This is a genomic window from Catenulispora sp. GAS73 (assembly GCF_041262085.1).
Classification (GTDB): Bacteria; Actinomycetota; Actinomycetes; order Streptomycetales; family Catenulisporaceae; genus Catenulispora.
Genome location: NZ_JBGCCM010000009.1, coordinates 210,441 through 234,664, shown reverse-complemented (window position 1 = coordinate 234,664; position 24,224 = coordinate 210,441). Strand labels below are relative to the sequence as shown.

Sequence of the window (24,224 nt, the reverse complement as noted above, 5' to 3'; positions counted from 1 at the left end):
ACTCCCGGTGCTCAGCCCGTGGTCGCGCCGAGGCGGGAGCGGGCCACCACCGACAGCAGCGCCCGCTGCACCGCCGAGGCCGCCGGGCCCCAGCTGGACAGGTAGGAGAACTGCCACCACCACAGCGCCTCGGTGACCCGCTCGGCCTTGTAGTGCGCCAGGCCGTGCGCCAGGTCGGCGCAGACCAGGGCCAGGTCGTCGGAGATGCGGCGGGTCTCGATCTCGGACTTCGGGGCCAGCGGGTCGAACACCTCCTTGTAGGTGTTCACCGGCTTCAGCAGCGCGTTCAGCTTCTCGCGCAGCTCGTCCAGGTCCGGGTCGGGACCGGCGTCGGTCTCGAAGCGCTCGTCGGGTACCACGTCCCGGATGGCGCCCAGGCGCCCGCCGGCCAGCAGCAGCTGCGAGGTCTCCAGGAGCAGGATCGGCACGCTGCTCTCCGGAGCGTCGCCCCTGGCCACCGCGCGCACCGAGAGTAGGAAGGAGGTGACCTGGTCGTGGATCTCGATCGCGAAGTCCGACAAATCGTCGGAGGTCATCGGTTCAGACATCGAGCTGCCTTCTCCCCTCGAACGCCCGGCCGAGGGTGACCTCGTCGGCGTATTCCAGATCCCCGCCCACCGGCAGGCCTGATGCCAGCCGGGTCACCCGCAGACCCAAGGGCTTGATCAGCCGCGCCAGGTACGTGGCGGTGGCCTCCCCCTCCAGGTTCGGGTCGGTGGCCAGGATCACCTCGGTGACAATGCCGTCGGCCAACCGCTTGAGCAGTTCCTTGACCCGCAGGTCGTCCGGACCCACGCCGTCGATCGGCGAGATGGCCCCGCCCAGCACGTGGTACCGGCCCCGGAACTCGCGGGTCTTCTCGACCGCGACGACGTCCTTGGACTCCTCCACCACGCACAGGCTGCCGGGGTCGCGCCGCGGATCGCGGCAGATCTTGCACTCCTGCTGCTCGGCGACGTTGAAGCAGATCACGCAGAAGCGCACCTGCTCCTTGGCCCGGACCAGCACGTCGGCCAGCCGCCGCACGTCGGCCGGGTCGGCCTGCAGCAGGTGGAACGCGATGCGCTGCGCCGACTTGGGCCCGATGTTGGGCAGTTGGCCGAGCTCGTCGATCAGGTCCTGGACCACACCCTCGTACATGGCAGAATCCCCGACTCGCCTCAGCCGAACAGGTTGCCGAGGTTGCCCAGGTCGGGCATCCCGCCACCGGCCAGCGGGCCCATCGTGTCCGCGGCCAGCTTGTCGGCGGCCGCGCGCGCGTCGCGCACCGCGGCGATCACCAGGTCGGCCAGCGTCTCGGTGTCTTCGGGATCGGCGGCCTCGGGCTTGATGTCCAGGCCGACCAGCTCGCCGGTGCCGGTCACCTTCGCGGTCACCAGGCCGCCGCCGGCACTGCCGGAGACGATCGTGTTCTCCAGCTCCTGCTGCGCCTCAACCATGCGCTGCTGCATCTGCATGGCCTGGCCGAGCATGCCCTGCAGGTCCATGCCGCCGAAGTCCGGCAGCCCGCCACCGGGCCCGGTCGCATCCGGGAAAGCCACTGTGCGTGCTCCTGTTCCTACCTGTTTGCCGCCGCTATGTGAAGTCGTACTCGACCATACGCGCTCCGGGACCAAGGCGGCCAATACCGCGTGTCCCGGTCGAGAACGGCCCGGGTCGGCCCGGGTGACGTGGGACGCCCCGGCCGGCTACCGCTGGAGAACGGTCGGCGGGCGACGGGGGTTCCGGACCTCCGGTTCGCGGTTCGGTGACTCTGGGTGAGCATCGTCGGGCGATGATCCACCGCGCCGATCAGTCCTCGCCGTCCAGCCGCTGCGCGCCGAGTTCGCGGATGACGAGTTCGTGGGCTGAGGCGTTGTCCTCGGCCAGGACCTCGTCGTCGTCCGAGACGACGTCGTCCTCGGGGCGCACCGCCGGGGTCACGGGCATGGGGGGTGGGGGCGCAGGTGCCGGCGTCGGCGGCTGCTGTGGCTGTTGCTGGGTCTGCTGCTGAGGCGGCGCGGCCGGACTCGGGGCCGGGGCGGCACGCGGCGGCTCGGGCTCACGCTGCGGGGGCGGCGGCGGCTCAACCGGGGCTTGAGCCTGCGGGGGCTGATACGCCGTCGGCGGCGGGGGCATCTGGGCCGGGGGCGGCGGCGTCATGGAGACACCGGGCGAGACCTGCGTGCCAGGGGTCTGCGACGGGTCGACGATCGCGTCGACCTGCCACTGGAAGCTGAACAGGTCACGGACGGCCTGACGCAGCGTGTCGGAGGTGCCGCGGCTCACGAAGCGGTCGCGCGCGCCTGCGCTCACGAAGGCGACCTGAAGGCGGTCGCCGTCCAGGCCGAGGACCTGCGCGTTCTGGCTGAGGAGCATCCAGCTCACGCGGCCGTCGCGGCGCTTGACCTCTTCGAGGAGGTCCGGCCACATGCGGCGGATGTCGACGCCAGTGGGGGTGGCGGACTGCGCGGGTTGGGACTGCTGGTGCTGCGGCTGCGGCTGCGGCTGCGGCGCCGGGGCTTGGGGAGCCGGGGCGGGCTGCGGCACGGCTGCATCGTTCGAAGACTGCGAAGGTGCGCTTTCAGCAGCCCAGGCCGGGGCTTCGGAGGCGGCGGGAGCCGGGGCGGCCTCGGCAGCCGACGATCCGGATCCTGCGTTCGCTGTAGGTCCGCCTTGTTCCCACGGAGGCGTGCCAAGAGCGCCCTGGCCCGCAGAGCCCATTTGCCCGCTCGGCGCGTCGGCACTCGCGCCCGACGGCCCCTGGCTTGGAGCCTCCGGACCAGAACCCTGCTCCCACGGCGGTGTTCCGAGCGCACCGCTGGCTGCCGCCGGGGCCGACCCGACGCTCTGCTGGCTCGGCTGGCTTTGCTGACTCTGCTGCGGCGCACCGCCGCCTGCCGGCTGCTGCTGGCTATCCGCACCGCTCGGCCGCCGCACCGGGGGCTCGTCGAACTCGTCCTCGACCACCCGCGGCCCGGCGGCCATCGGCGCCATCGGGGCCATCGGTGCGGGGGCGGCGGCGCCCAGCACCACACCGCGGCGCTCCAGCCGGTCCACGCGAGCGGCCAGGCCCTGCTCGGCGTCGTCGGCGCCGGGCAGCAGGACGCGGGCGCACACCAGCTCCAGCTGCAGGCGCGGGGCCGTGGCGCCGCGCATCTCGGTCAGGCCGGTGTTCACCAGGTCGGCGGCCCGGGACAGCTCCGCGGCGCCGAAGGCCCGGGCCTGCGCGGACATCCGCTCGAACTGGTCGTCGGGCACGTCGATCAGGGCCCGGGCGGCGCCGGCGTCGGTGACCGCGTTCAGGACCACCAGGTCGCGAAGGCGCTCCAGCAGGTCGGTGAGGAAGCGCCGGGGGTCGTGGCCGCTCTCGACCACCTGGTCGACCAGGCCGAAGACGGCGGCGCCGTCGTGTCCGGCGAAGGCCTCGACCAGCCGGTCCAGCAGCGCGGCGTCGGTGTAGCCGAGCAGTCCCGTGGCCATCGCGTAGCTGACGCCGTTCTCGTCGGCGCCGGCCAGCAACTGGTCCAGCACCGACATCGCGTCCCGCGCGGAACCCGCACCGGCCCGCACGACCAGAGGCAGCACCTCGGGCTCGACCTTGATGCCCTCGCGCGCCGTGATGTCGGTCAGGTGATCGCGCAGCACGCCGGGCGGAATGAGCCGGAAGGGATAGTGGTGCGTCCGCGACCGGATGGTCCCGATCACCTTCTCCGGCTCGGTCGTGGCGAAGATGAACTTCAGATGCGGCGGCGGCTCCTCGACCACCTTCAGCAGCGCGTTGAAGCCCGCCGAGGTCACCATGTGCGCCTCGTCGATGATGTAGATCTTGAACCGCGACGCCGCCGGCGCGAAGAAGGCCCGCTCCCGCAGATCGCGCGCGTCGTCCACACCACCGTGCGACGCCGCGTCGATCTCGATCACGTCGATCGACCCGGGCCCCCCGTTGGCCAACTCGACACAGGACCGGCAGACCCCGCAGGGCGTCGGCGTGGGGCCCTGCTCGCAGTTCAGACACCGCGCGAGAATCCGCGCACTGGTGGTCTTGCCGCACCCGCGCGGCCCGCTGAACAGGTAGGCATGGTTCACCCGACCGTTACGGAGGGCCTGCTGCAAGGGCAGCGTCACGTGCTCCTGGCCGACGACCTCCTCAAAGGCGTCGGGCCGATAGCGGCGATAGAGCGCGAGGGACACGTAGCAAAGGTATCGGCTGAGACCGACAACAGGACAAAAAAGAACTCCCATGCACCCGCCAGAGCACACCGACCCTTGCTGCCGTCAAGCCCTGGGGGAGTTGAGTGTGATGACGCCGCATGGGAGTCCGGGGACAAGCATATAGGAGTGCGGACCCACCCCGAGAGTCGGGTATGCTTCTCGGCGGAGGATTCGCCTAGTGGCCTAGGGCGCACGCTTGGAAAGCGTGTTGGGGGCAACCCCTCACGAGTTCAAATCTCGTATCCTCCGCTTGTAGGACCACCCCGAGCTGCGGTAACCCGGCTCGGGGTTGTTCCTTTTCCGGGCCTTGGAATGGTGCTGAGCGGCACGATTTGGGGGCTCCATCGCGGTTCTGACGCCGCTGCGGCGGTCGCTGTGGTGTGACCAGCGTCACGAGGGCGCCACCCACGCGACCCCGATTAGACACTTTCGAGTGACCCGGCCGGATCGACAGCCGGGTCGGCAGCCGCGTCACACCCCGAGCCGCGCCAGGAATTCCTCAAGCTTCCCGGACATGCGTCCGACCTGCTGGTCCACGCTCAGTGTCTCTTCCATCCGGCCGCCGGCTCCGGGCGACTTCATGCCGCGGATGTAGAGCGAGCATGCGAGGTCCGCGCACAGGTACAGGCCGGCGGAGTTGCCCTGGCGTCCGGCGTCGCCGGCTTTGCGGCCGGTCATCAGGGAGACGCCGCCGCCCGGGTGTGTCGTGAGGCACAGGGAGCACAGGTTGCGGCGCAAGAATCCCTTGCGGCTGGCGGCGCTGCGCAGCATGACGCCGGTCAGGCCGTCGCCGCGCGGGGTCACCAGGTAGGCGCGGTCCTGGGCGCCGAGGTCGCGCCAGCCGAGGAAGTCGAGTTCGGGCCACGGCACGTCGGCGAGGTCGCGGGGCATCGGGATGCGTTTGGCCTCGCCCTGCGAGCAGTTGGCGAAGCTGGCACGGATGTCGTCTTCGGTGACAGGGTGCATGGAATCGAGCTGACCATGACAGGCCCGCGACGGCAAAACGGAATTTGCCGGTGCGCCACAGACGCCTTAGTCGGCACGCCGCACAGCAGTGCCCAGGCACCGAAATGCCCGGGCACTGTCCTGTCTCGAAGAGCTACCGCAGCGTCGCCAGCAACGGGGTCGTCTTGCTGATGGCCGTCGCCAGCTGACCGCTCTGCGCCGCGGCCAGGAACTGGTCCGCACTCACCTGTGGCGGCGCGTACGGCCCGTCGTTCACCGAGTACGTCTGTCCGGGATCGGGCTCGGACTTGCTCGGCAGACGGGTCTGGTCGGCGGACGTCTCCAGCGTCATCGCCAGCACCGGCTTGCTCATGTCGTCGGGAACGAACCAGTAGTTGTAGACCGACGCGGAACTCGACAGGACCGTCAGCTTGCTGTCGGTCGGCTTCTGCATCCAGACCTCCAGCGTCCCGCCGGGCACCTCCCGCTGCGTACACGTGACGTTCGGCGGGCACCCGCCGAACGCCTGCTGCTTGTACTGCGCGGTCTGCTTGTCGACCGACCACTGCAGTTGGTTCTTGCCGCTTGGTCCGGTGAGCATGATCTCCGGCTGCACCAAGGACACGTCGACGCTGACCTTCACTTCTGTCGGAAGCGCGGCCTGCACGGCGGTGACGATCTGCGCCTTGGTGTCCGCGACCCGCCTCTGCGTGTCCTGAGAGACCGCGGTCCGGGGATCGAGCAGGTACTCCAGATTCGCCAGGCCCGGCTTGGCCAGCATCCCGACCAGGTCGTCGGCGGACATCGCCGGCCCCGACGGGTCGTAGGCCGACGTGCCGTCGATGGCCGGCGGAGGCGGCCAGACGCCGCCGGTCATGTAGTCCGAGGGCTCGTGGTCCACGTACTGGATCTTCGCGGTCGCCGTCGACTGCGTGAGGCTGAACGCGTATTTGCTCCGATCGGTCGGGACGAACATCAAAGACACCGTCCTGCTCACGATGGTGTTGCTGGTGCCCGGCCGCACGACGTCCGCCGGCAGCGACTGCGCGCGCACCGTGTCCGTCGCGGTGGCCGCGTACTCGTCGAGGTAGACGGTCCCGCCGTCGACGCTCCTGGTCGTGCAGGTACCCTGCTTGCTCCCCGGCGGCACCTGCGGACAAGCCACCTCGTGGATCACGGTGTCCGTCTCCTTGCCGGACGCCATCCCGACCCACATGGTCGCGGCGGTCGTTCCGGTCGGCGCGTGCAGAATGGCGTTCGCCTCGTTGACGAACCCCACGGTGTTCCCCGAGGGCTGCTGCGCCACGGTGACCCCGGCCGGCAGCAACGGCGCCAGCAAGCCGGGCAGCCGCATCCGGATGTCCTGGGTCTTGTCGAGGCTGCCGATCTCCGGTCCGAAGCCCAGATAGCCCTTCGGGCTCGGCGCCGTCGGCGAACTCGCCGCGGACGTCACCTGGTTCGCCGGGTTCTGATGCGCGCGCCCGGCCGGCGCCGCCCCGGTCACCACGGCGAACGTCCCGATCACCGCCACCACGCTCAGCGCGGCCCCGCCGGCGGCGACCATCCGGTTCCGGCGCCGCACCGCGTCCCCGCGGGCGATGGACCCGCTCGCGAGGTCGCGCAACGGCGGCTCTGGGTCGGCGAAAGCCGTCCCGAGCAGACCGCGCACAGCGCTGTCGTCGTTCTCTTCGATAGTCATGTCAGGTCTGCTTCCTCACTCCTGCTCCTGCTCGGCCTGACGCCTCGGCGAACCCGGCCAGAGGCTCCCGCAACAACCCCAGCCCGCGGCTGGCCATGCTCTTCACCGAGCCCTGGGAGATGTTGAGGATCCCCGCGGTCTGCTCCACACTCATGTCCTCCCAGTACCGCAGCACCACCACGGCACGGGTACGGGGAGGGAGCTCCTTGAGCGCTTCCATCACCGCGAGGCGGGTTTCGGTCGGGTCCGTCGGCGACGCCCTCTCGGGGAGGTGTTCCAGGGGCACCGTGTCGAGGTGCTTCTTCCTGGAGTCCAGAAAGCATCGGTAGACCACCTGCCGTGCGTAGGCACCGGGGTTGTCCGCGGCCCGGACCCGGTTCCAGTGCCGGTAGATGCGGTCGAACGCCATCTGGACGAGGTCCTCTGCGAAGTGCCAGTCACCGCAGAGCAGGTAGGCCGACCGTCGCAGATGGCCCTGGCTCGCCACCGCGAACTCACGGAACTCCTCCCGGGAATCGGAGTGCTCCGCGGGACGGCTTCCCATTTGGAATCTCACGTGAGTATCGACTTACGTCTTTCGCGAGCGGGTTCGTAAGGAGCGGAGATATTTTCGCGCCGCCATCCTGCGCGCACAAAGCCGCAAAAGCCATCTGTGGCCCTGTGAACATCACAGTCCGGTCCCGTTCCGTCACGATTTTGTGTCCTCTTTGCCGATCGGTAGCCGCCTCCCCGAGCCGCTCCGGCTACCCTGGTGCCGTGATCTTCAAGCGCATCGGCGAAGGGCGGCCCTACCCCGACCACGGACGCTCCTTCAGGGAGTGGGCCGAGGTGGCCCCGCGCCAGATCCGCCTGGACCAGCTCATCACCACCAAGCGCCACCTGGACCTGGACGCCCTGCTGTCCCAGGACTCCACGTTCTACGGCGACCTGTTCGCGCACGTCGTGCACTGGCAGGGCGGCTACTACCTGGAGGACGGCCTGCACCGGGCCGTGCGCGCCGCGCTCCAGCAGCGCACGGTGCTGCACGCACGGGTGCTGGACCTCTCGGAATGAGACAGCGGTCGGCCGCGCTCGGCGGCGCCGTCGTGGTGGTCGCGATCCTGGCTGGCGTGCTCTGGTACGCCAACCACCCCGCGCCTTCCCCGGCCAAAGCGGGCGACTGCATCACGGCGCCGTCCTCTGGGAGTTTCAGGACCGTCGGATGCACCGACAGCGGAGCGGCCTTCAAGGTGGCCGCGGTGCTCGGCAACGGCGACAGCAACGGCTGCGACGCCTACCCCGCGGTGATCATGGCCGTCGTGGACAAGAACCGCACCAAGACCTTGTGCCTCGGCAGCGTCAAATAGACCGGGTAACCCCAGTAGGCCCCGGCAGACCCGGCGCTACCGGCGCCCGGGACACCCGGAGCACTACGCTGCGAACGTGAGTGATCTCCGGGAGTTGCTGAGGTCCGGGCTCTTCCGGCGGCTGTTCGCGACCCGCCTGATCGGGCAGTTCGCCGACGGCGTGTTCCAGGTGGCCCTGGCCGCCTTCGTCGTGTTCTCCCCCGAGAAGGAGGCGACGGCCGCCGAGGTCGCGAAGGCCTTCGCCCTGCTGTTGGTGCCGTTCACGGTCATCGGGCCGTTCGCCGGAGTGTTCCTGGACCGCTGGCGCCGCCGGCAGGTGCTGTTCTACGCCAACGTGCTGCGCGCGGGGATCGTGCTGATCGTGGCGGCCCAAGTCCTGGCCGGACACAGCGGGCTCCTCTTCTACGCCTCCGCGTTGGCCGTGCTCAGCTGCAACCGCTTCATCCTCGCGGGGTTGTCCGCCGCTCTTCCACAGGCTGTGGATAACCAACGGCTCGTCGTCGCCAACGCGGTCTCGCCGACGGCCGGCACCCTCGCCGCGACCCTCGGCGGCTCGGTGGGGGTCGTGGTCAGAGCGCTTGTGGGATCCGGAGACAGAGCGAACGCGCTCATCCTCGTCGTAGGCGCCGTCCTCTATATGGCGGGCGGTCTAGTGGCGCGCACCATGCCGCGCGACTCTCTCGGTCCCGACGACCGTCCCGAGATCTCCGCTTGGAGCGAGCTGAAAGTCGTCGCACAGGGACTGTGGGAGGGCTTGGAGCATCTCAAGGAGCGCAAGCCCGCGGCCGCGGCCCTCGCCGCCATCACCGCCAACCGCTTCTGTTACGGCCTGACGACCATCATGGTCCTGCTGTTGTTCCGCAACACCTTCAACAACCCGCACGACACCAACGCCGGGCTGCGCGGCTTCGGCACCGCGGTCGCGGTCTCCGGACTCGGCTACTTCATCGCCGCCTTCGCCTCGCCGATCATCTTGCGCCACGTCGATTTCTCGACCTGGATCACGGTCTGCATGATCGGCTCCGCGGTCGCGCTGGCGGCATCCGCGGGCTGGTGGCGTGTCGTCCCTCTGTTGATCGGCGCACTCGTCCTGGGATTCCTCGCGCAGGGGCAGAAGATCTGTACCGACACCACAGTGCAGCGCACTGTAGAGGACTCCTATAGAGGACGCGTCTTCTCGCTCTACGACATGCTCTTCAACGGTGCCTTCGTCGCGGCGGCCGCTGTAGCCGCCGCGACGCTGCCGGCGTCCGGGAAGTCGACGGCGCTCCTCTACGCGACCGTCGCTGTGTACCTCTTGGCGGGAATCGCTTATGCCTGGTTCCGCGCGGCTTCCCGCTCGGCCCACCAAGACCGCAGCTCCGTCTCCGCTGTTTCGTGATCCAGCGGGCCGCGGTCCATGCGCAGCTCCAACATGTGCTTGTACGCGGCCCCGACTTCCGGCCCCGGCTTGATCCCGAGGATCGCCATGATCTCGTTGCCGTCCAGGTCCGGGCGGATGGAATCCAGCTCCTCCCGCTCGCGCAGCTCGGCGATGCGGCGCTCCAGATCGTCGTACGCGTGCTCCAGCATCAGCGCGCGGCGGCGGTTACGGGTCGTGCAGTCCGAGCGCGTCAGCGTGTGCAGCCGCTCCAGAAGCGGTCCGGCGTCGCGCACATAGCGGCGCACCGCGCTGTCGGTCCACTCCGCCTCTCCATAGCCGTGGAACCGCAGATGCAGCTCCACCAGACGGGAGGTGTCGTCGATGATCTCCTTGCTGTACTTCAGCTTGCGCAGCCGCGAGGCCGTCATGTGCGCGCCCACGACCTCGTGGTGGTGGAACGACACGCCACCGCCCGGCTCGAAGCGGCGGGTCTTCGGCTTGCCGATGTCGTGCAGCAGCGCGGCCAGCCGCAGGATCAGGTCCGGGCCGTCCGTCTCCAGGTCGATGGCCTGCTCCAGCACCGTCAGAGTGTGCTCGTAGACGTCCTTGTGCCGGTGGTGCTCGTCGATCTCCAGGCGCAGCTTGGGCAGTTCCGGCACCACGATCTCAGCCAGGCCGGTGTCCACCATCAGCGCCAGGCCGGCGCGCGGGTTCGGGGCCAGCAGCAGCTTGGAGAGCTCGACCTGCACCCGCTCGGCGCTGACGATGGTCAGCCGCTCGGCCATCTCCGTCATCGCCTTGCGGACCTCGGGGGCGACGTCGAAGCCGAGCTGCGCGGCGAAGCGGGCCGCGCGCATCATCCGCAGCGGATCGTCGGAGAAGGACATCTCCGGCGTGCCGGGGGTCCGCAGCAGCCCGGCTTCCAGATCGGCCAGACCGCCGTAGGGGTCGATGAACTCGAACTGCTCGGGATCCGCGGTCAGCAGCACGGCCATGGCGTTCACCGTGAAGTCACGGCGGAACAAGTCGTCGTCGATCGAGTCGCCGTAAGCCACTTCGGGCTTGCGCGACTCGCGGTCGTAGGCCTCGGAGCGGAAAGTGGTGATCTCCAGCTTCGCGCCGTCCTTCTGCGCGCCGACCGTCCCGAAGGCGATGCCGACGTCCCACACCGCCTCGGCCCAGCCCTGCACCAGTTTCAGCACCTGCTCGGGGCGCGCGTCGGTGGTGAAGTCCAGATCGTCGCCGCGCCGGCCCAGCAACGCGTCGCGGACCGGACCGCCCACCAGCGCCAGGCTGTGACCTGCCGCGGCGAACCGGCCGGCGAGCTCCCCGAGTACCGGCACGACTCGTAGCAGTTCTGTTACCGCTGCCCGCTGTGCCTGGTCAAGGTGCGGTTCCGGGGGTCGCTGCTGGTCGGTGTGCATGGTGTCCGAGTTTACGTGTCGGGGCGCGGTGGCCGGGCCCGACTACGATTCGTCAGGTGACCAGCCGAGTCTGCCGCGCGCTCTCCGCCTTGGTGCTGTTCGTCGGCGCCGCCAATCTGTTGCCCGGCAGCGCGGACGCCGAGGCGGCGCGCTCGGACTCGTTGCCGGTGGAGGTCGGGATCAACCAGGTCTCGCCGCAGATCCCGAACTTCACCGACACCAGCAAGCCGATCACCTTCGCCGGCCAGATCCGCAACACCGGTACGAGCACGCTGCGAGGGGTCCACCTCGAAGTCTGGCGCAGCCTGGTGACCACCCGGTCGAACCTGGGCTCGGCCAACGGCGAGGGCTACAACGTGCAGACCAAGGCGGTGAAGAAGTTCACCGAGCTCGCCGCGGGCGCCCCGCAGTCGTGGAAGCTCGCTCCCACGGAGCTCGAACTCTTCGGGTCCTACAGCCCGCAGCCCGGCGTCTACGCGATCGACATCGACGCGTTCGACCAGAATGGCGTCTTCCTGGGCGGGCAGCGGACGTACATGGTCTGGAAGCCGATGGACATGTCGGGCGCCAAGCAGACCCGGATCGCCCTGATGTGGCCGGTCGTCGGCCAGCCGGGGCTCACCGGGCAGAAGAAGGCCGACCCGTCGGCGACGCCGATCTTGTCCGACCAGTCCGTGGCGCAGCAGTTCGCGCAGGGCAGCCGCCTGTCCAAGATCCTCAACGAGGGCGCGAGCCTGCCGCTGGTCAACTGGCTGGTCGATCCTGATCTGCTGTACACGGCGAACACACTGTCCGGCGGCTACTTCTATCCCGACACCAGTCCTGCGAACGCCGACGAAAGCAGCCCCAGTGGCAGCAGCGGCAACGGCGCATCGTCCAGGCTGGTCGGTGCCCCCGGTACCGACCCGAAGGACTGGTACAACCGAGCCACCACGGTGCTCACCTCGCAGCAGGGCAAGAACTGCTGGAATCTCCTCTACGGCGACCCGGATCTGAACACCCTCTCCCGCAGCGACCCCGGCAAGAACATGCTGAAGGCGATCGGGGCCGTGAATCCGCCGGTCGGTCCCTGCCGGGTGAACGGCCAGACCGGCCAGACCATCGCCTGGCCCTCCGACGGCCAGGCCGACGCCACCACGCTCGCGGGCATCGCCGCCGCCGGCGGATCGAACACGGTCGCCCTGGTCGGCTCGACCCAGGTGTCCGGCTGGCCGTCGGCGCACGCCGTGCTGCCGGGCAGCCCGAACACGATCGTCTACGACAGCTACCTGTCGGGTTCGGGCGTCTTCGCCGACCCCGCCAAGCCCGCGCCGGCGACGCTGAACAACGCCGGCGTCCTGGAGGGACAGGTATGGCTGGCGCAGACCGCCCTGGCCGACCGCGACAACACCGGCCGGGTGCTGGTGGTGACGCCGCCGCGGGACTTCGACCCGCCGCAGGAACTCCTGCAGGCCATCAAGTCCATGAGCGCGGGCACGGTGCCCACCGCGGACCAGTGGTTCGGGCTGGACGATCTGGGCAAGGCTCTCAACACTCCGGCCACGCCGGAACACGTCTCGGCGCTGAGCCCGGTCACCACCGCGAACCTGTCGTCCGACATCGTCGCCTCGTCCTCGGACAGCCAGCAGCTCTACCAGGCGCTGTACGCGATCATGCCGGACCACCAGTCCGACCCCGCCGTCGCGCTCCGGCCGGCGGCGACCTGGTGGCGGAACCACCCCGGCGACGCGACCTACAGCCAGACCGTGTACTCCACGGCGGTCGCCGATCACGCTCTGGTGTCCATCGTCGGGCAGACCGCGCCGCTGACCATGTCCGGCAAGTCCGGGACGGTCCCGGTCGCCATCAGAAACCAGACAACCGCGACGATCAAGGTCTATCTCCGCGCGCACACCTCACACACCGTGCAGCTCAAGGTCGATGAGGACCAGGGAGTGCACCCCGTGGAGCGCGGCCAGTCGGCCACCATCCGGATCCCGGTCAAGGGCGAGGGCAACGGCGTGCAGGTCGACCTGTACGCCACGCTGTACACCTGCGCGGACATGAGCCAGAACTGCACGTATTATCCAGCGAGCCTGATCAAACCGACGAACGAGGACGGCGGTCACACCAAAGTCACGGTGAAGGTCAGCCGCATCGGCATCATCGCTCTGAGTCTGATCATCGGGTCGGGGGTGCTGCTCGTCCTGTTGATCGGATTGCGCGTCTACCGCGCCAAGCGCACCCATCACGCCTCCGCACAGGACACAATGGCAAGTTGAGACACCGACAATGATCGGACGACGGACACCACGGACGCGGGGAGCGCTGGAGAGATGACGAGCGACGGCAGCGGTCTGTGGCATCCGGATCCGCCGCGCGAGGACGACGACCAGAGGCCGCGGCGTGCCCCGCAGCCCGGCCCCACCGGACCGCAGGGCAGTGATCCTCGTCACACCCCGCCCCCCGGACCCGCGCCGCAACAGCCGTGGACCCCGCAGTCGGAGCCCCGTTTCGACCCGCAGACCGGACGGCCGCTGCATCCCGACCCGCGGGCCGGGCAGGGCCGCCCCCCGGGGCCCCCGCAGCCCGGTCCTCAGCATCCGGTCCCGCCCGGCCCGCCGCCGAACCAGTCACTGAACCAGCCGCCGCGCCGTGAGCAGTACGCCGGCCCGCAGCAGGCCCCCTATCGCGGCGGTCAGCCCCCGCAGGGTGGCGAGCAGTACCCGGCGCCCGGCGCGCCCGGGCCGGGGCAGCGCCCTGATCCGAGGAACCCCCAGCAGTTCGCCGGCCCTTCGCACGGTCGGCAGCCCGATCCCCGCCAGCCCGACCCGCGCGCGGCCGCCCCGCGCCCGGACCAGTTCGGCGGCGCCCCCTCGCACGGCGCTCCCGCTCGCGGCGCCGACCCGCGCCGCGAGCGGTCCGACTCCTGGCAGCCGGCCCCGCCGAACCAGAACCACGACCCGGGCAGCCACGGCCGCCGGCCGATCGACGACAGCCGGGCCCTGTTCCGCGACGAGGTCCCGGGCCGCGGCGGCGACCAGCAGCCGCCGTCCTGGCAGCCCCCGCAGCAGGACCAGCGCGGCGCCGGACCCGCTCCGGACGAGGCCCCCGAAGAGCGCGACTGGCGCGACGACTACGAGGACGCGGTCAGCGCCACCCGCTGGGACCTCTCGCCGATCCCGACGATGACGGTCGCGCCCCGCCGCGCGAACCCCAGCAACCTCGAAGCCCTGATACCACCACGTCGCGGCCGCGTGCAGGGCCCGGCGACGCGCGGGCCCGGCGGCCCGGCCGGCACCGGACCCGGCACCCGCGAGGGCGCCCCCTGGGAGCAGGGCGTCCGGGACCGCACCCCGACCGAGGCCCGCCCGCAGGCCCCGGCCGAGCCCAGCGTCGGCCGCGCCTCGCGGCTGATGGCCCTGGGCACGCTGGCCTCCCGGCTGACCGGCCTGGTCCGGCAGTTCCTCCTGGTGGCCGCGATCGGCACCACGAACATCGCGGGCTCGTACACCATCGGCCTCAACCTGCCGAACATGCTGTACATCCTGATCATCGGCGGTGCGCTGAACGCTGTCTTCGTGCCGCAGCTGGTGCGCTCGATGCACCGGGACCGGGACGGCGGCGCGGCCTATGCCAGCCGGCTGCTGACCCTGGTCCTGACCGGCGTGCTCACCCTGACGGTCCTCACCGAGATCTTCACCCCGCAGCTGGTGGACGTGTTCTCCAGCTTCAAGGGCTCGAACCGGCAGCTGGCGATCGACCTCGGCCGCATGTTCATGCCGCAGATCTTCTTCCTCGGCCTGTTCGTGGTGCTCGGCCAGATCCTCAACGCCAAGGGCCGCTTCGGGCCGATGATGTGGACGCCGGTGCTGACCAACGTCGTGGTCATCGGTTCCACCGGCGCCTACTGGTACATCAACCAGAGCAACGACCTGACCCCCTCGACCATCCCGGCGGCCGACGTCCGGCTGCTGGGCCTGGGCGTCACGCTGGGCATCGCGGTGCAGGCGCTGACCCTGCTGCCGTACATCAAGTCCGCCGGCATGAACCTCACGCTGCGCTTCGACTGGCGCGGCCACGGGCTGGGCAAGGCGGTCACGCTGGCCAAGTGGACCCTGCTGTTCGTCCTGGTGAACCAGATCGGCCTGGCCGTGGTGATGCGCTTCGCCTCCAACGTCAACAACGACGGCTGGCCGCAATGGGGCGTGGCGGCGTACAACAACGCCTACATGATCTGGGGTCTGCCGCAGGCCCTGATCACCGTCTCGGTGATCACCGCGCTGCTGCCCCGGATGAGCCGCGCGGCGGTGAAGAACGACCTGGACTCGGTCCGCGAGGACATCTCCTACGGCCTGCGGGTGACCGGCGTCGCCATAGTCCCGGCGGCGTTCGCGTTCCTGGCGCTGGGCCCGCAGATCGCCGTGGTGCTGTTCAAGCACGGCGGCATGTCGATGGACAACGCGCACATCATCGGTTACATGCTGTCGGCGTTCGGACTGGGCCTGATCCCGTTCTCGGCGCAGTTCCTGATGCTGCGCGGCTTCTACGCCTTCGAGGACACCAAGAGCCCGTTCACCATCAACATCTGGATCTCGGCGGCCAACGTGGCGCTGAGCACGACGGTGTTCTACGCCCTGAAGGGCGGCGGCAAGGAGCGCTGGGCGGTCGTGGCGATGTGCACGGTCTACGGCGTCGCCTACTGCCTCGGCGTGGTCATCACCGCCCGGAAGCTCAAGAGGCGGCTGCACGGCCTGGACGGCCAGCGGATCATGCAGACCTACACCCGGCTGATCGGGGCCTCCGCGGTCGCCGCCGGCGCGACTTTTATCGTCGCCTTATATGTGAACCGTATGGTCGGTCAGAGTTGGCTGGGCTCCGCCGTCTCGCTGACGGTCGGCGGCGGCCTGCTCGCGACCCTGTACGTGCTGTGCGCCCGCCTGATGCACGTGGAAGAAGTCGAACAGCTGCTCGGCTCGGTGCGCGCGAAACTGGGGAGGTAGCCGCCTGGCGATATCGCGGTGTCGACCGGTCTAGAGGCGTTTTCCAGAAGCAACCGCCCATGGTTCTTGACGGTCTGCACAGATGAGGGTCGGACAACGCGCCACGAGGACGGCACGAAACCTAATACCATGAGGCGGGGATGACGAGACCATGCCACAGAGCATGCACGGACCAGGGAGTCATGTGGCAGCCGCGGACCAGACCACCGATCCGGACGGCGGCCTCGGCGCGGACGCCGAGGCGCTGATCCTGTCACTCGGCGTTACCGTGGGCGACCGGCTCGACGGCCGGTACCGCCTGGAGCGAGTCCTGCACACCACGGGCCCGGCCATCACCTGGCTCGCCACCGACGAGAAGCTGAACCGGCCCAACCGCATCCACCTGCTGCGCTCCGACCAGCCGCGGGCCGAGGCCTTCATGGCCGCCGCCCGCGCCGCCGCCGCGATGGCCGACAACCACTTCGTGCAGGTCCTGGACGCAGTCCCCGACGAGGGTCTCTACTACGTCATCACCGAGTGGCTGCACGACGGGCACACCCTGGGCGAGGTGCTCAGCGGCGGCCCGGTGCCGGTCACCGAGGCCGTGCGGATCACCACCGAGCTGGCCCGGGCCATCACCGAGGCCCACGACCAGGGCCTGGCGCACCTGCGGCTGTCCCCGAAGACCGTGCTGCGCACCGACACCGGCGAGGTGAAGATCCTCGACCTGTGCCTGGCCGCGGCACTGACCGGCACCGTCTCGCGCGACCCGCTGGGCACCGACCTGAGCGCCATCGGCGAGCTGGCCTACGCGCTGCTCACCGGCCGGCGGCCGCAGCAGCCGGAGCCGGTCCCGCCGAGCGAACTGCGCTCCGAGGTGTCCCCGCAGCTCGACGACGTGATCCTGCGCATCCTCGGCGACGGCCCGGCCGGCCCGCAGTACCAGAGCCCGACCGAGGTCGCCGACGCCCTGGCCCAGCTGCCGCGCCCGCGCTACGAGGCCCCGCTGCCCTCGACCCCGCAGACCGCGCCGCTGCGCCACCAGCAGACCACCGTCATGCCGGCGTTGCCGGCCGGCGCGGCGCGGACCACGGCGATGCCGCAGGTCGCCCCGAGCTACCAGCCGGCGCCCCCGCGCCCGACCGCGCACGGAGCCCCGGCGCGGCCCAGCTCCTACGACGAGGACGACTACCGTCCGCCGCGCGGCGGCGGCTCCGGCGCCGGCCACGGCGGGTCGCGCGGCAGCGACCACGGCGGCGGAGGCGGCGGCCGCAACAGCTCGGCGCTGATCGGCGTCGGCGCCCTGGCCGCGGTGGTCGCGGTCGCGCTGCTGGCCTACACGATGTTCAACGGCAGCAGCAGCAAGGGCAACCAGAACGCCGGCAGCACGGGCACGTCGAACTCCCAGGCCTCTACCACGGGTGCCAGCCAGCCGCCGGCCTCCGCGGACATCACCGCGGCGTCGGTGTCCATCTACAACTCGGACCCCAGCCAGAGCGAAGGCCAGCTGGTGAACAACCAGATCGGCGACAAGGGCTGGGTCACCAACCAGTACTGCGGGGACTCGGCGACCTTCAACGGCAACCCCAAGGGCACCGGGCTGATCTTCGATCTGGGCTCGGTCAAGACCATCTCCAACGCGACGGTCACCATCGGCACCGCCGGCGCGGCGATGGAGATGTGGACCGCCGGCTCGTCGGTCACCGCGCTGCCGGCCGTCGCCGGGGGACAGCCTCCGGCCGGATTCACCAAGGCCGCGTCGGCCGACCCGGGCAGCACCACGGTCACGCTGAAGGCCGGCTCCCCGGTGAGCACCCGCTTCGTCCTGATCTGGTTCACCAAGCCGCTGCCTGCGGTCCCGAACCCGAACACGCAGATAGGCTGCGCCCACGGGAGCAGCGCCCGTTACGGCGACTCCATCATGTCCGTGAAGTTCAACGCCTCCTGACCCGGCGACCATGCCTCCCCAGGGTGTCGACCTCAGCCTGCTCGACGACCGGGCCCTGCTGGCCCGGCACGTCGAGGGGGACGGTGACGCCTTCGGCGAGATCTTCCGCCGGCACCGCGACCGGCTCTGGGCGGTCGCGCTGCGCACCCTGGGAGATCCGGAGGACGCCGCCGACGCACTGCAGGACGCGATGATCTCGGCGTACCGCGCCGCCGGCTCGTTCCGCGGCGACTCCGCGGTCACCACCTGGCTGCACCGGGTCGTGGTGAACGCCTGCCTGGACCGGATGCGGCGGCGCGGCAGCCGGCCCACGGTTCCGCTGCCCGAGGTGGAGACCGAGTACGCGCGGCCGACCGTCACCGACGACATCACCAACACCGACCTGCGCCTGTCCCTGGAATCGGCGCTGGCGACCCTGCCGGACGAGCAGCGGGTGGCCCTGGTCCTGGTCGACGTCGAGGGCTACAGCGTGGACGAGACGGCCCGGGCGCTCGGGGTGGCGCCGGGAACCGTCAAGAGCCGCTGTGCGCGTGCCCGGGCGAAGCTGCTGCCGCTCCTGAGACATCTCCGCGAAGGAAACCCTGCGGAATCTCCCGGGAACGCTGCGTCAACCGGGAACCAAGGGGCCGCGGCCCGCGTCAAAGTTGCGACGCCGCAAGATCGCCGGGAAGGAGGCACGGCCGGATGATGACCGATCCCGCCGCTTCCCGTCCCGGAACGCATTTGGACCCCGACCAGATCGCGGACCTGGTCGAGGGGTTGCTCGACGACGCCGCCGCCGACGAGGCACGAGCGCACCTGGCCTCGTGCCCGTTGTGCTCCGCCGACTTCGCGCTGATCACCGGCGAGGGTGACCTGGCCGACCTGAGCGGATCGCTGCCACCGATGCCGATCCCTCAGGACGTCGTGGCCCGTGTCGAGGCCGCGCTGTATCGCGAGCCGCCGCTGGCTACCGCTTCGGCGGCCCCCGCGGCGGCGCCTGCCGCAGCCGCCGCTCAGCCGCGCCATCGGCGGTTCCGCATCGCCCTGGGCAGCCTGGCTGGTGCGGCACTCGTGGTCACTGGCGGTATCGGGGTGGTTACGGCGCTGAACAGCGCGACCGGCTCCTCGAAGGAGAGCAGCAGTACCGCCGCAGGAAACGGCGCCGCACCCAACGCTGCCGGCTCTTTTCCCGGCGGGGAGTCGCAAGCCGGCGGCGCGGAGACCCACGCTTCTGAGGCCAGCCCGCCCATGAGCATCACCCAGCAGGCCGAGGCCCTGCTCGGCCAGCACATGATGACCGCCAACGGGACGGCCCAGACCGCCAGACCCGACTGCCGGCCGTCGACGGTACCCGCGGGCACCAAGTTGATCACCAGCGGCCAGACCGTGTACCAGGGCAAGCCCGCGTGGCTGCTGCTCTACCCCGGGCCAGGCAGCGCGACGCTCGTCGACGTCTATGTCGTCGATGTGAATGCGTGCACTTCGGGCAATCCGGTGCAATCCCTCACGCAGTTCGTGATCACCCGCTCTTAACACCGCGCGAGAAACCGCTCACGTGGCACAGCCGGGAATGCATCTTGCCTAGGATCGGTTGAGCCAACCGGCACTGAAGCTGCCCCCCAGGAATTCGAGAGGCCAGGCTCACGTGAGCGAGATCCGTAACGTCATCATCATCGGTTCCGGACCCGCCGGGTACACCGCGGCGGTGTACACCGCGCGCGCGGGCCTGAATCCGCTGGTGTTCGCCGGTTCCGTGACGGCCGGCGGCGCGCTGATGAACACCACCGACGTGGAGAACTTCCCGGGCTTCCCCGAGGGGATCATGGGCCCGGACCTGATGGACAACATGCAGAAGCAGGCCGAGCGCTTCGGCGCGGAGCTGGTCTTCGACGACGTGACCGCGGTCGACCTGACCGGACCGATAAAGAAGGTCACCGACTCGGCGGGCACCGTGCACGAGGCGCACACCGTCATCGTCTCCACCGGCTCGGCGTACAAGGAGCTGGGCCTGCCGGACGAGAAGCGGCTGTCCGGCAAGGGCGTCTCCTGGTGTGCCACCTGTGACGGCTTCTTCTTCAAGGGCCAGGACATCATCGTGGTCGGCGGCGGCGACACCGCCATGGAGGAGGCGCTGTTCCTCACCCGCTTCGGACAGACCGTCACCGTCGTGCACCGCCGCGACGAGCTGCGGGCGTCCAAGGTGATGCAGGAGCGGGCCTTCGCCAACCCGAAGATCTCCTTCGTCTGGGACTCCGAGGTCGTCGCCATCGAGGGCGACACCCAGGTGACCGGCGTGAAGTTGCGCAACCTCAAGACCGGCGAGGAGACGCTGCGGCCGGCCGGCGCGCTGTTCGTGGCGATCGGCCACCTGCCCCGCACCGAGCTGTTCCGCGGGGTGCTGGACCTGGACGACGAGGGCTACATCAAGGTCGAGTCACCCACCACCCGCACCAGCCTCCCGGCCGTGTACGCGGCCGGCGACGTGGTCGACCACACCTATCGGCAGGCCATCACCGCGGCCGGCACCGGCTGCGCCGCCGCGCTGGACGCCGAGAAGCACCTGTCGGAGCTGGCGCACCACCAGCCCGTCACGGTCTGACTCGCGCCTACAAACCGAACACGTTTCCCGTGAAACATCGGGCGATGTTTCACGGGAAACACGCCACCCGAACTACTCGTGAGGAGCACACCATGGGCGACATCCGCCAAGTGACAGACGCGACCTTCGACGCCGAGGTCCTGAAGAACGACAAGCCGGTGCTGGTCGACTTCTGGGCCCCGTGGTGCGGTCCGTGCCGCCAGGTCGCCCCGGTGCTGGAGGCGATCTACGCCGAGCACGGCGACAAGATCGACATCGTCAAGCTCAACACCGACGAGAACCCCCTCACTCAGGCCAAGTACGGCGTCCGGTCGATCCCGACGCTCAACGTCTACCGCGGCGGCGAGGTCGTGAAGACCATCGTCGGCGCCAAGCCGAAGGCTCTGCTGCTCAAGGACCTGGCGGACTACGTCGCCTGATCCAGTGGGGACCCAGTCAAAGGGGCGGTCTTTGGACCGCCCCTTCGGGCTTCGCGCAGGACACGAGTGACAGAGTGCGTAGGGTAGAGGACCGTGACCACTGAACCGACCTACCGCCGCGGCGACTCCGGGCCCGCGGTGGCCGCGATCCGTGAACGCCTGGCCCGGCTCGGCCTGATCGACGCCGGGGCCATCCCCGCCCAGGGCGAGCCGGTCTTCGACGAGGCGGTGGAGACCGCGGTCCGCCATTTCCAGCAGACCCGCCGCACCACGGTCGACGGCGTGGTCACCCCCGGGACGATGCGCCTGCTGGAAGAGGCCTCCTGGCGCCTCGGCGACCGCGACCTGGTCCCGGCCGACGAGCCGCCGTTCGGCGACGACGTGGCCGAGCTCCAGCGCTCGCTGCTCACCCTCGGGTTCGACTGCGGCCGGGTCAACGGCGCCTACGACCCCATCACGGTGACCGCCGTCCGCGAGTTCCAGCGCAACGTCGGGCTCGCCGCGACCGGGGTCACCGACCTGCCGACCGTCCAGGCGCTCAACCGCCTGAACCGCCGCATGGCACACGGCGGCCTGCTGCACGCGATGCGCGAATCAGAGGCCATCCAGAGCGCCGGGCCGGCGCTGCCCGGCAAGACCCTGGTCCTGGACCCCGGCCACGGCGGCCCGGACACCGGGGTCAGCGCCGGCGGGCTGATCGAGGCCGAGGTGGTCTTCGACATCGCCGACCGGGTCAAGACCCGGCTGGAGAAGCTGAGCGTCACGACCTACATGTCGCACGGCCCCGGCGGCAGCCCGGACGACCGCCGGCGCGCCGAGAAGGCCAACGAACTCGGCGCGGATCTGCTCATCTCGCTGCACTGCGACGCCCACACGAACCCCGCGGCCTCCGGCGTCGCGGCGTTCTACTACGGCAACGACCGCTTCGGCCACAGCTCCCCCACCGGCGAGCGGTTCGCGGGCTTGGTGCAGCGCGAGGTCACGGCCCGCACCGGGCTGGCGAACCTCGGCACCCACGGCATGACGTGGGACGTGCTGCGCTACACCCAGATGCCGGCGGTGCGGATCGAGCTCGGCTACCTCACCAGCCCGCACGACGCCGCGCTGCTCGCCTCGCAGCGGTTCCGCGAGTCGTGTGCCGACGCCATAGTGGTCGCGGTCCAGCGGCTGTACCTGCCGCCGGAGTCGGACGCTCCGACCGGGGTGCTGCGGCTGGCGGAGCTGCGCGCGCACTGAACTGGCGCTGAGCGGTCCGGGCGACGATGTTTCACGGGAAACCACGCCGGACCACGACGGCCCTGTGGCGATGTTTCACGGGAAACCACGCCCCGCTGACGGCTCGCCGCAGGCTGCCCCTCGATCGCGCCCCTACCCTGGAACCGTGCCCCATTCCCACCAAGCCGTCCTCGTCGGCCGCGGCCACCCGGCGATCCGGGCGACCCACGCGAAGACCTTCGAGCTGACCGCGGAGCCGGCCATCACGCCACGCGCGACGTGCGTGCTCGCGGTCGGCACCGTGTTCGACCCGAACCTGGCCGGGCTGCGCGGCCGCGTCCGGCTGACCCTGGCGACTCCGGGACTGGCCGCCCTCACCGGCGAGGCCACGCTGAACCCGCGTCGGGCCCTCACCGACCGCGCGGTCATCCGGCGCAGCGGCACTCTCGACGCCGACACCTTGGCCATCGACTCCACGCTGACCGCCGACGACCTTCCGGAGGAGTTCGCCACCGCGCTGACGGATCCGGGGCGCGAGGTCACTCTCACCGTCGAGGAACTCGGCCCGAGCCGCCCTCTGCTTCGCGTGGACTTCGGCGCGCGGACTCATCTGCCGTCCTTGAAGGACTTCGACGCCCGGGATTCCCTGTCGCTCACCATCGCCCCCGACGCGCCGCCCAAAGAAGTCGCCGCGGCCAACGCAGTACTCGAACGAGTGACAGCCGCCGGCGCCCGCGTCGCCGTCTCGACCCCGTACAAGCCCCTGGAGGCACTGCTGGCCGCCGGCCAGGCTCCCGACCCCTACGCATACTTGGGAAGCCCACAGCGTCTCTCCACGCTCCCTCTGACGCCCGCCGTGTTCCACATGCCACCGGCCACCGACGCCTCGGTGCTCTCCGGGCGGGAGATCTGGATCGAAGACGTCTCAGAACTCGACGTCGGCACAGCGATGACGCGCACGACACCGGCCGACGCCGTCGAGATCCCGGGCGTTCTGACGGTCGTCGGCCCGGCCGCCCTCGACACCGAACTCGTCGACCTGACGGCTGTGGCCCGCGCCCTGACCGGCGCCGGCATCGCCCCCAGAACCCTGACCGAGGCCCTGGCTCCCTTCGGCCTCACCCGCAAGCGGCTCTACGCACTTCTCACCGAGCAGGACCAGACATGACCCGCACCGCCACCCTCAAGGTCCTCGCCGGCAAGAAGCTCACCGACCTCGATCCCGCCGAGTGGGCCGGGATCCGGGCCGCCGCCGAGCGGGTGCTCGTCGACGTCGGCACCGGCGACGCACGCACCGCCTACCGGCAGGCGATCGCGCATCCGGACTGGCTCGTGGTCGGGGTCGACCCGGCCTGGCAGCGTATGACCGAGACCGCGGTACGCGCGGCGCGCAAGCCGGCCAAGGGCGGCGCCCCGAATCTGGTGCTGGTCAACTCGGCGATCGAGACGGTCCCGGCCGCGCTGCACGGCGTGGCCGACGAGGTCACGGTGCTCATGCCCTGGGGCAAACTGCTGCGCGGAGTCGTGCTCGGCGAGGACGACGTCCTGTCCGGCCTGCGCTCGGTGGCCAAGGCCGGCGCACCGCTGGAGATCTCGATCGGCACCAGCATCTGGCGGGACCCGATCCCGCTGGAGATCCGCGACCTCCCCGAGCTGACCCGGGAGAGCGTCGAGTCGACGGGTCTAGCCGATCGGCTGGCCGCTTCCGGCTGGGAGGTGGCCGACATCCGGCTGGTGCCCCACACTGATCTGGACACCATCAGCTCGTCGTGGGCGCGGCGGCTGGGATCGGGGGCGACGGAGACCGTCCTGCACCTCCGAGCGATCGCGGTCGACCCACGTGACCCGGTGGGGCCGCAGCACACCGCCGCCGAACCCGGCGACGACGCCCCCGAGGAACCACAGCGCGACGTGTAGCGTGCCCCGGACCGCCGGCCGATCGCCGAGCCCCGGGACGATCCGACTGCTCATCGGCCGACTCCCATCCTGCTGCCCGTCCACCGTCCGCGAGGTCCGTGGAAGGCAGGCCCGGACCGCCCCCGCGGCAGTCCGCGAAGGGGATGTTAGTCCTGTCACACGACCGGCGAAAAGGCGGACAAGCCGCCGAGAAGATTGCTTTGCCTGCTTGA

21 protein-coding genes, 1 tRNA gene and 1 other RNA gene are annotated in these 24,224 nt (G+C 70.3%); 14 read left to right on the top strand and 9 right to left on the bottom strand.

From position 1 onward, the window contains the following. Positions 1–11 precede the first annotated feature (11 nt). The 5 genes from ABH935_RS16310 to ffs form a co-directional block, all read right to left on the bottom strand. Positions 12–548 (bottom strand): DUF5063 domain-containing protein, encoded by a 537-nt coding sequence (locus ABH935_RS16310; protein ID WP_194898099.1) that lies wholly within the window; start codon positions 546–548, stop codon positions 12–14. Next, entirely contained in the window at positions 541–1,140 is a 600-nt protein-coding gene (gene recR / locus ABH935_RS16305) for a recombination mediator RecR (RefSeq protein ID WP_370378717.1), read from the bottom strand. Before recR ends, ABH935_RS16310 begins: the two co-directional genes overlap by 8 nt. 20 nt (positions 1,141–1,160) lie before the next feature. After that, positions 1,161–1,487 (bottom strand): YbaB/EbfC family nucleoid-associated protein, encoded by a 327-nt coding sequence (locus ABH935_RS16300; RefSeq protein WP_194919900.1) that lies wholly within the window; start codon positions 1,485–1,487, stop codon positions 1,161–1,163. A 304-nt stretch (positions 1,488–1,791) separates the two neighbouring features. Next, on the bottom strand, positions 1,792–4,173 hold the full coding sequence (locus tag ABH935_RS16295) for a DNA polymerase III subunit gamma and tau (protein ID WP_370378716.1): 2,382 nt from the start codon (positions 4,171–4,173) through the stop codon (positions 1,792–1,794). A gap of 35 nt (positions 4,174–4,208) precedes the next feature. Continuing rightward, positions 4,209–4,305, bottom strand: an RNA gene (ffs, locus tag ABH935_RS16290) — signal recognition particle sRNA small type. Positions 4,306–4,358: 53 nt separating this feature from the next. Here ffs and ABH935_RS16285 point away from each other — a divergent pair. Beyond that, positions 4,359–4,443, top strand: a tRNA-Ser gene (locus ABH935_RS16285). Between the two features lie 222 nt (positions 4,444–4,665). Here the strand turns inward: ABH935_RS16285 and ABH935_RS16280 are convergent. The 3 genes from ABH935_RS16280 to ABH935_RS16270 form a co-directional block, all read right to left on the bottom strand. Then, positions 4,666–5,160 carry an FBP domain-containing protein gene (locus ABH935_RS16280; protein WP_370378715.1) on the bottom strand — a complete coding sequence of 165 codons (495 nt, stop codon included), beginning with the start codon at positions 5,158–5,160 and terminating at the stop codon, positions 4,666–4,668. A 133-nt stretch (positions 5,161–5,293) separates the two neighbouring features. Continuing rightward, the gene (locus ABH935_RS16275; protein WP_370378714.1) at positions 5,294–6,838 is read right to left on the bottom strand and encodes a hypothetical protein; all 1,545 of its coding nucleotides are present in this window, start codon (positions 6,836–6,838) and stop codon (positions 5,294–5,296) included. 1 nt (position 6,839) lies between these two features. Beyond that, the gene (locus ABH935_RS16270; protein WP_370378713.1) at positions 6,840–7,382 is read right to left on the bottom strand and encodes a SigE family RNA polymerase sigma factor; all 543 of its coding nucleotides are present in this window, start codon (positions 7,380–7,382) and stop codon (positions 6,840–6,842) included. A gap of 212 nt (positions 7,383–7,594) precedes the next feature. Between ABH935_RS16270 and ABH935_RS16265 the strand changes: the two genes are divergently transcribed. The 3 genes from ABH935_RS16265 to ABH935_RS16255 all read left to right on the top strand — a co-directional run bounded on the left by ABH935_RS16265 (position 7,595) and on the right by ABH935_RS16255 (position 9,565). Further along, positions 7,595–7,891 carry a type II toxin-antitoxin system VapB family antitoxin gene (locus ABH935_RS16265; protein ID WP_370378712.1) on the top strand — a complete coding sequence of 99 codons (297 nt, stop codon included), beginning with the start codon at positions 7,595–7,597 and terminating at the stop codon, positions 7,889–7,891. After that, the gene (locus tag ABH935_RS16260; protein WP_370378711.1) at positions 7,888–8,184 is read left to right on the top strand and encodes a hypothetical protein; all 297 of its coding nucleotides are present in this window, start codon (positions 7,888–7,890) and stop codon (positions 8,182–8,184) included. The genes ABH935_RS16265 and ABH935_RS16260 overlap by 4 nt, the downstream gene beginning before the upstream one ends. A gap of 76 nt (positions 8,185–8,260) precedes the next feature. Then, complete coding sequence (locus ABH935_RS16255; RefSeq protein ID WP_370378710.1) at positions 8,261–9,565, top strand: MFS transporter; 1,305 nt, start codon at positions 8,261–8,263, stop codon at positions 9,563–9,565. Here ABH935_RS16255 and ABH935_RS16250 read toward each other — a convergent pair. Beyond that, positions 9,496–10,971, bottom strand: coding sequence for a CCA tRNA nucleotidyltransferase (locus ABH935_RS16250; RefSeq protein ID WP_370378709.1), 1,476 nt, complete (start codon positions 10,969–10,971; stop codon positions 9,496–9,498). The two genes, ABH935_RS16255 and ABH935_RS16250, sit on opposite strands and share 70 nt — an antisense overlap. Before the next feature lie 56 nt (positions 10,972–11,027). On the opposite strand from ABH935_RS16250, the gene ABH935_RS16245 reads away from it, so the two are divergent. From ABH935_RS16245 to ABH935_RS16200, 10 genes are all read left to right on the top strand, one after another. Beyond that, on the top strand, positions 11,028–13,232 hold the full coding sequence (locus ABH935_RS16245; RefSeq protein ID WP_370378708.1) for a hypothetical protein: 2,205 nt from the start codon (positions 11,028–11,030) through the stop codon (positions 13,230–13,232). 54 nt (positions 13,233–13,286) lie between these two features. After that, complete coding sequence (gene murJ, locus ABH935_RS16240) at positions 13,287–15,953, top strand: murein biosynthesis integral membrane protein MurJ (protein ID WP_370378707.1); 2,667 nt, start codon at positions 13,287–13,289, stop codon at positions 15,951–15,953. A 184-nt stretch (positions 15,954–16,137) separates the two neighbouring features. Then, positions 16,138–17,880, top strand: coding sequence for a serine/threonine protein kinase (locus tag ABH935_RS16235; protein ID WP_370378706.1), 1,743 nt, complete (start codon positions 16,138–16,140; stop codon positions 17,878–17,880). Between the two features lie 10 nt (positions 17,881–17,890). Continuing rightward, positions 17,891–18,568 (top strand): RNA polymerase sigma factor SigM, encoded by a 678-nt coding sequence (sigM, locus tag ABH935_RS16230; RefSeq protein WP_370378705.1) that lies wholly within the window; start codon positions 17,891–17,893, stop codon positions 18,566–18,568. Next, a complete protein-coding gene (locus ABH935_RS16225) occupies positions 18,565–19,395 on the top strand; it encodes a hypothetical protein (RefSeq protein ID WP_370378704.1) in 831 nt (276 codons plus the stop codon). Before sigM ends, ABH935_RS16225 begins: the two co-directional genes overlap by 4 nt. A gap of 112 nt (positions 19,396–19,507) precedes the next feature. Further along, positions 19,508–20,461: a thioredoxin-disulfide reductase gene (gene trxB, locus ABH935_RS16220; protein WP_370378703.1), complete on the top strand. Its 954-nt coding sequence runs from the start codon at positions 19,508–19,510 to the stop codon at positions 20,459–20,461. Between the two features lie 92 nt (positions 20,462–20,553). Next, entirely contained in the window at positions 20,554–20,880 is a 327-nt protein-coding gene (gene trxA, locus ABH935_RS16215) for a thioredoxin (RefSeq protein ID WP_370378702.1), read from the top strand. 93 nt (positions 20,881–20,973) lie between these two features. Continuing rightward, a complete protein-coding gene (locus ABH935_RS16210) occupies positions 20,974–22,116 on the top strand; it encodes an N-acetylmuramoyl-L-alanine amidase (RefSeq protein WP_370378701.1) in 1,143 nt (380 codons plus the stop codon). A 145-nt stretch (positions 22,117–22,261) separates the two neighbouring features. Further along, positions 22,262–23,263, top strand: a complete 1,002-nt coding sequence (locus ABH935_RS16205; protein WP_370378700.1) for a DUF371 domain-containing protein — start codon at positions 22,262–22,264, stop codon at positions 23,261–23,263. Continuing rightward, on the top strand, positions 23,260–24,012 hold the full coding sequence (locus ABH935_RS16200) for an rRNA methyltransferase (protein WP_370378699.1): 753 nt from the start codon (positions 23,260–23,262) through the stop codon (positions 24,010–24,012). The genes ABH935_RS16205 and ABH935_RS16200 overlap by 4 nt, the downstream gene beginning before the upstream one ends. Positions 24,013–24,224: the final 212 nt, after the last annotated feature.

Excerpts from the sequence above, each read along its gene's own strand:
- ABH935_RS16260 (WP_370378711.1), top strand. The coding sequence starts at position 7,888 with ATGAGACAGCGGTCGGCCGCGCTCGGCGGCGCCGTCGTGGTGGTCGCG.
- ABH935_RS16225 (WP_370378704.1), top strand. The coding sequence starts at position 18,565 with ATGATGACCGATCCCGCCGCTTCCCGTCCCGGAACGCATTTGGACCCC.
- ABH935_RS16310 (WP_194898099.1), bottom strand. The coding sequence starts at position 548 with ATGTCTGAACCGATGACCTCCGACGATTTGTCGGACTTCGCGATCGAG.
- murJ (WP_370378707.1), top strand. The coding sequence starts at position 13,287 with ATGACGAGCGACGGCAGCGGTCTGTGGCATCCGGATCCGCCGCGCGAG.
- ABH935_RS16300 (WP_194919900.1), bottom strand. The coding sequence starts at position 1,487 with ATGGACCTGCAGGGCATGCTCGGCCAGGCCATGCAGATGCAGCAGCGC.
- ABH935_RS16275 (WP_370378714.1), bottom strand. The coding sequence starts at position 6,838 with ATGACTATCGAAGAGAACGACGACAGCGCTGTGCGCGGTCTGCTCGGG.
- recR (WP_370378717.1), bottom strand. The coding sequence starts at position 1,140 with ATGTACGAGGGTGTGGTCCAGGACCTGATCGACGAGCTCGGCCAACTG.
- ABH935_RS16280 (WP_370378715.1), bottom strand. The coding sequence starts at position 5,160 with ATGCACCCTGTCACCGAAGACGACATCCGTGCCAGCTTCGCCAACTGC.
- trxA (WP_370378702.1), top strand. The coding sequence starts at position 20,554 with ATGGGCGACATCCGCCAAGTGACAGACGCGACCTTCGACGCCGAGGTC.
- ABH935_RS16200 (WP_370378699.1), top strand. The coding sequence starts at position 23,260 with ATGACCCGCACCGCCACCCTCAAGGTCCTCGCCGGCAAGAAGCTCACC.
- ABH935_RS16270 (WP_370378713.1), bottom strand. The coding sequence starts at position 7,382 with ATGGGAAGCCGTCCCGCGGAGCACTCCGATTCCCGGGAGGAGTTCCGT.
- sigM (WP_370378705.1), top strand. The coding sequence starts at position 17,891 with ATGCCTCCCCAGGGTGTCGACCTCAGCCTGCTCGACGACCGGGCCCTG.
- ABH935_RS16250 (WP_370378709.1), bottom strand. The coding sequence starts at position 10,971 with ATGCACACCGACCAGCAGCGACCCCCGGAACCGCACCTTGACCAGGCA.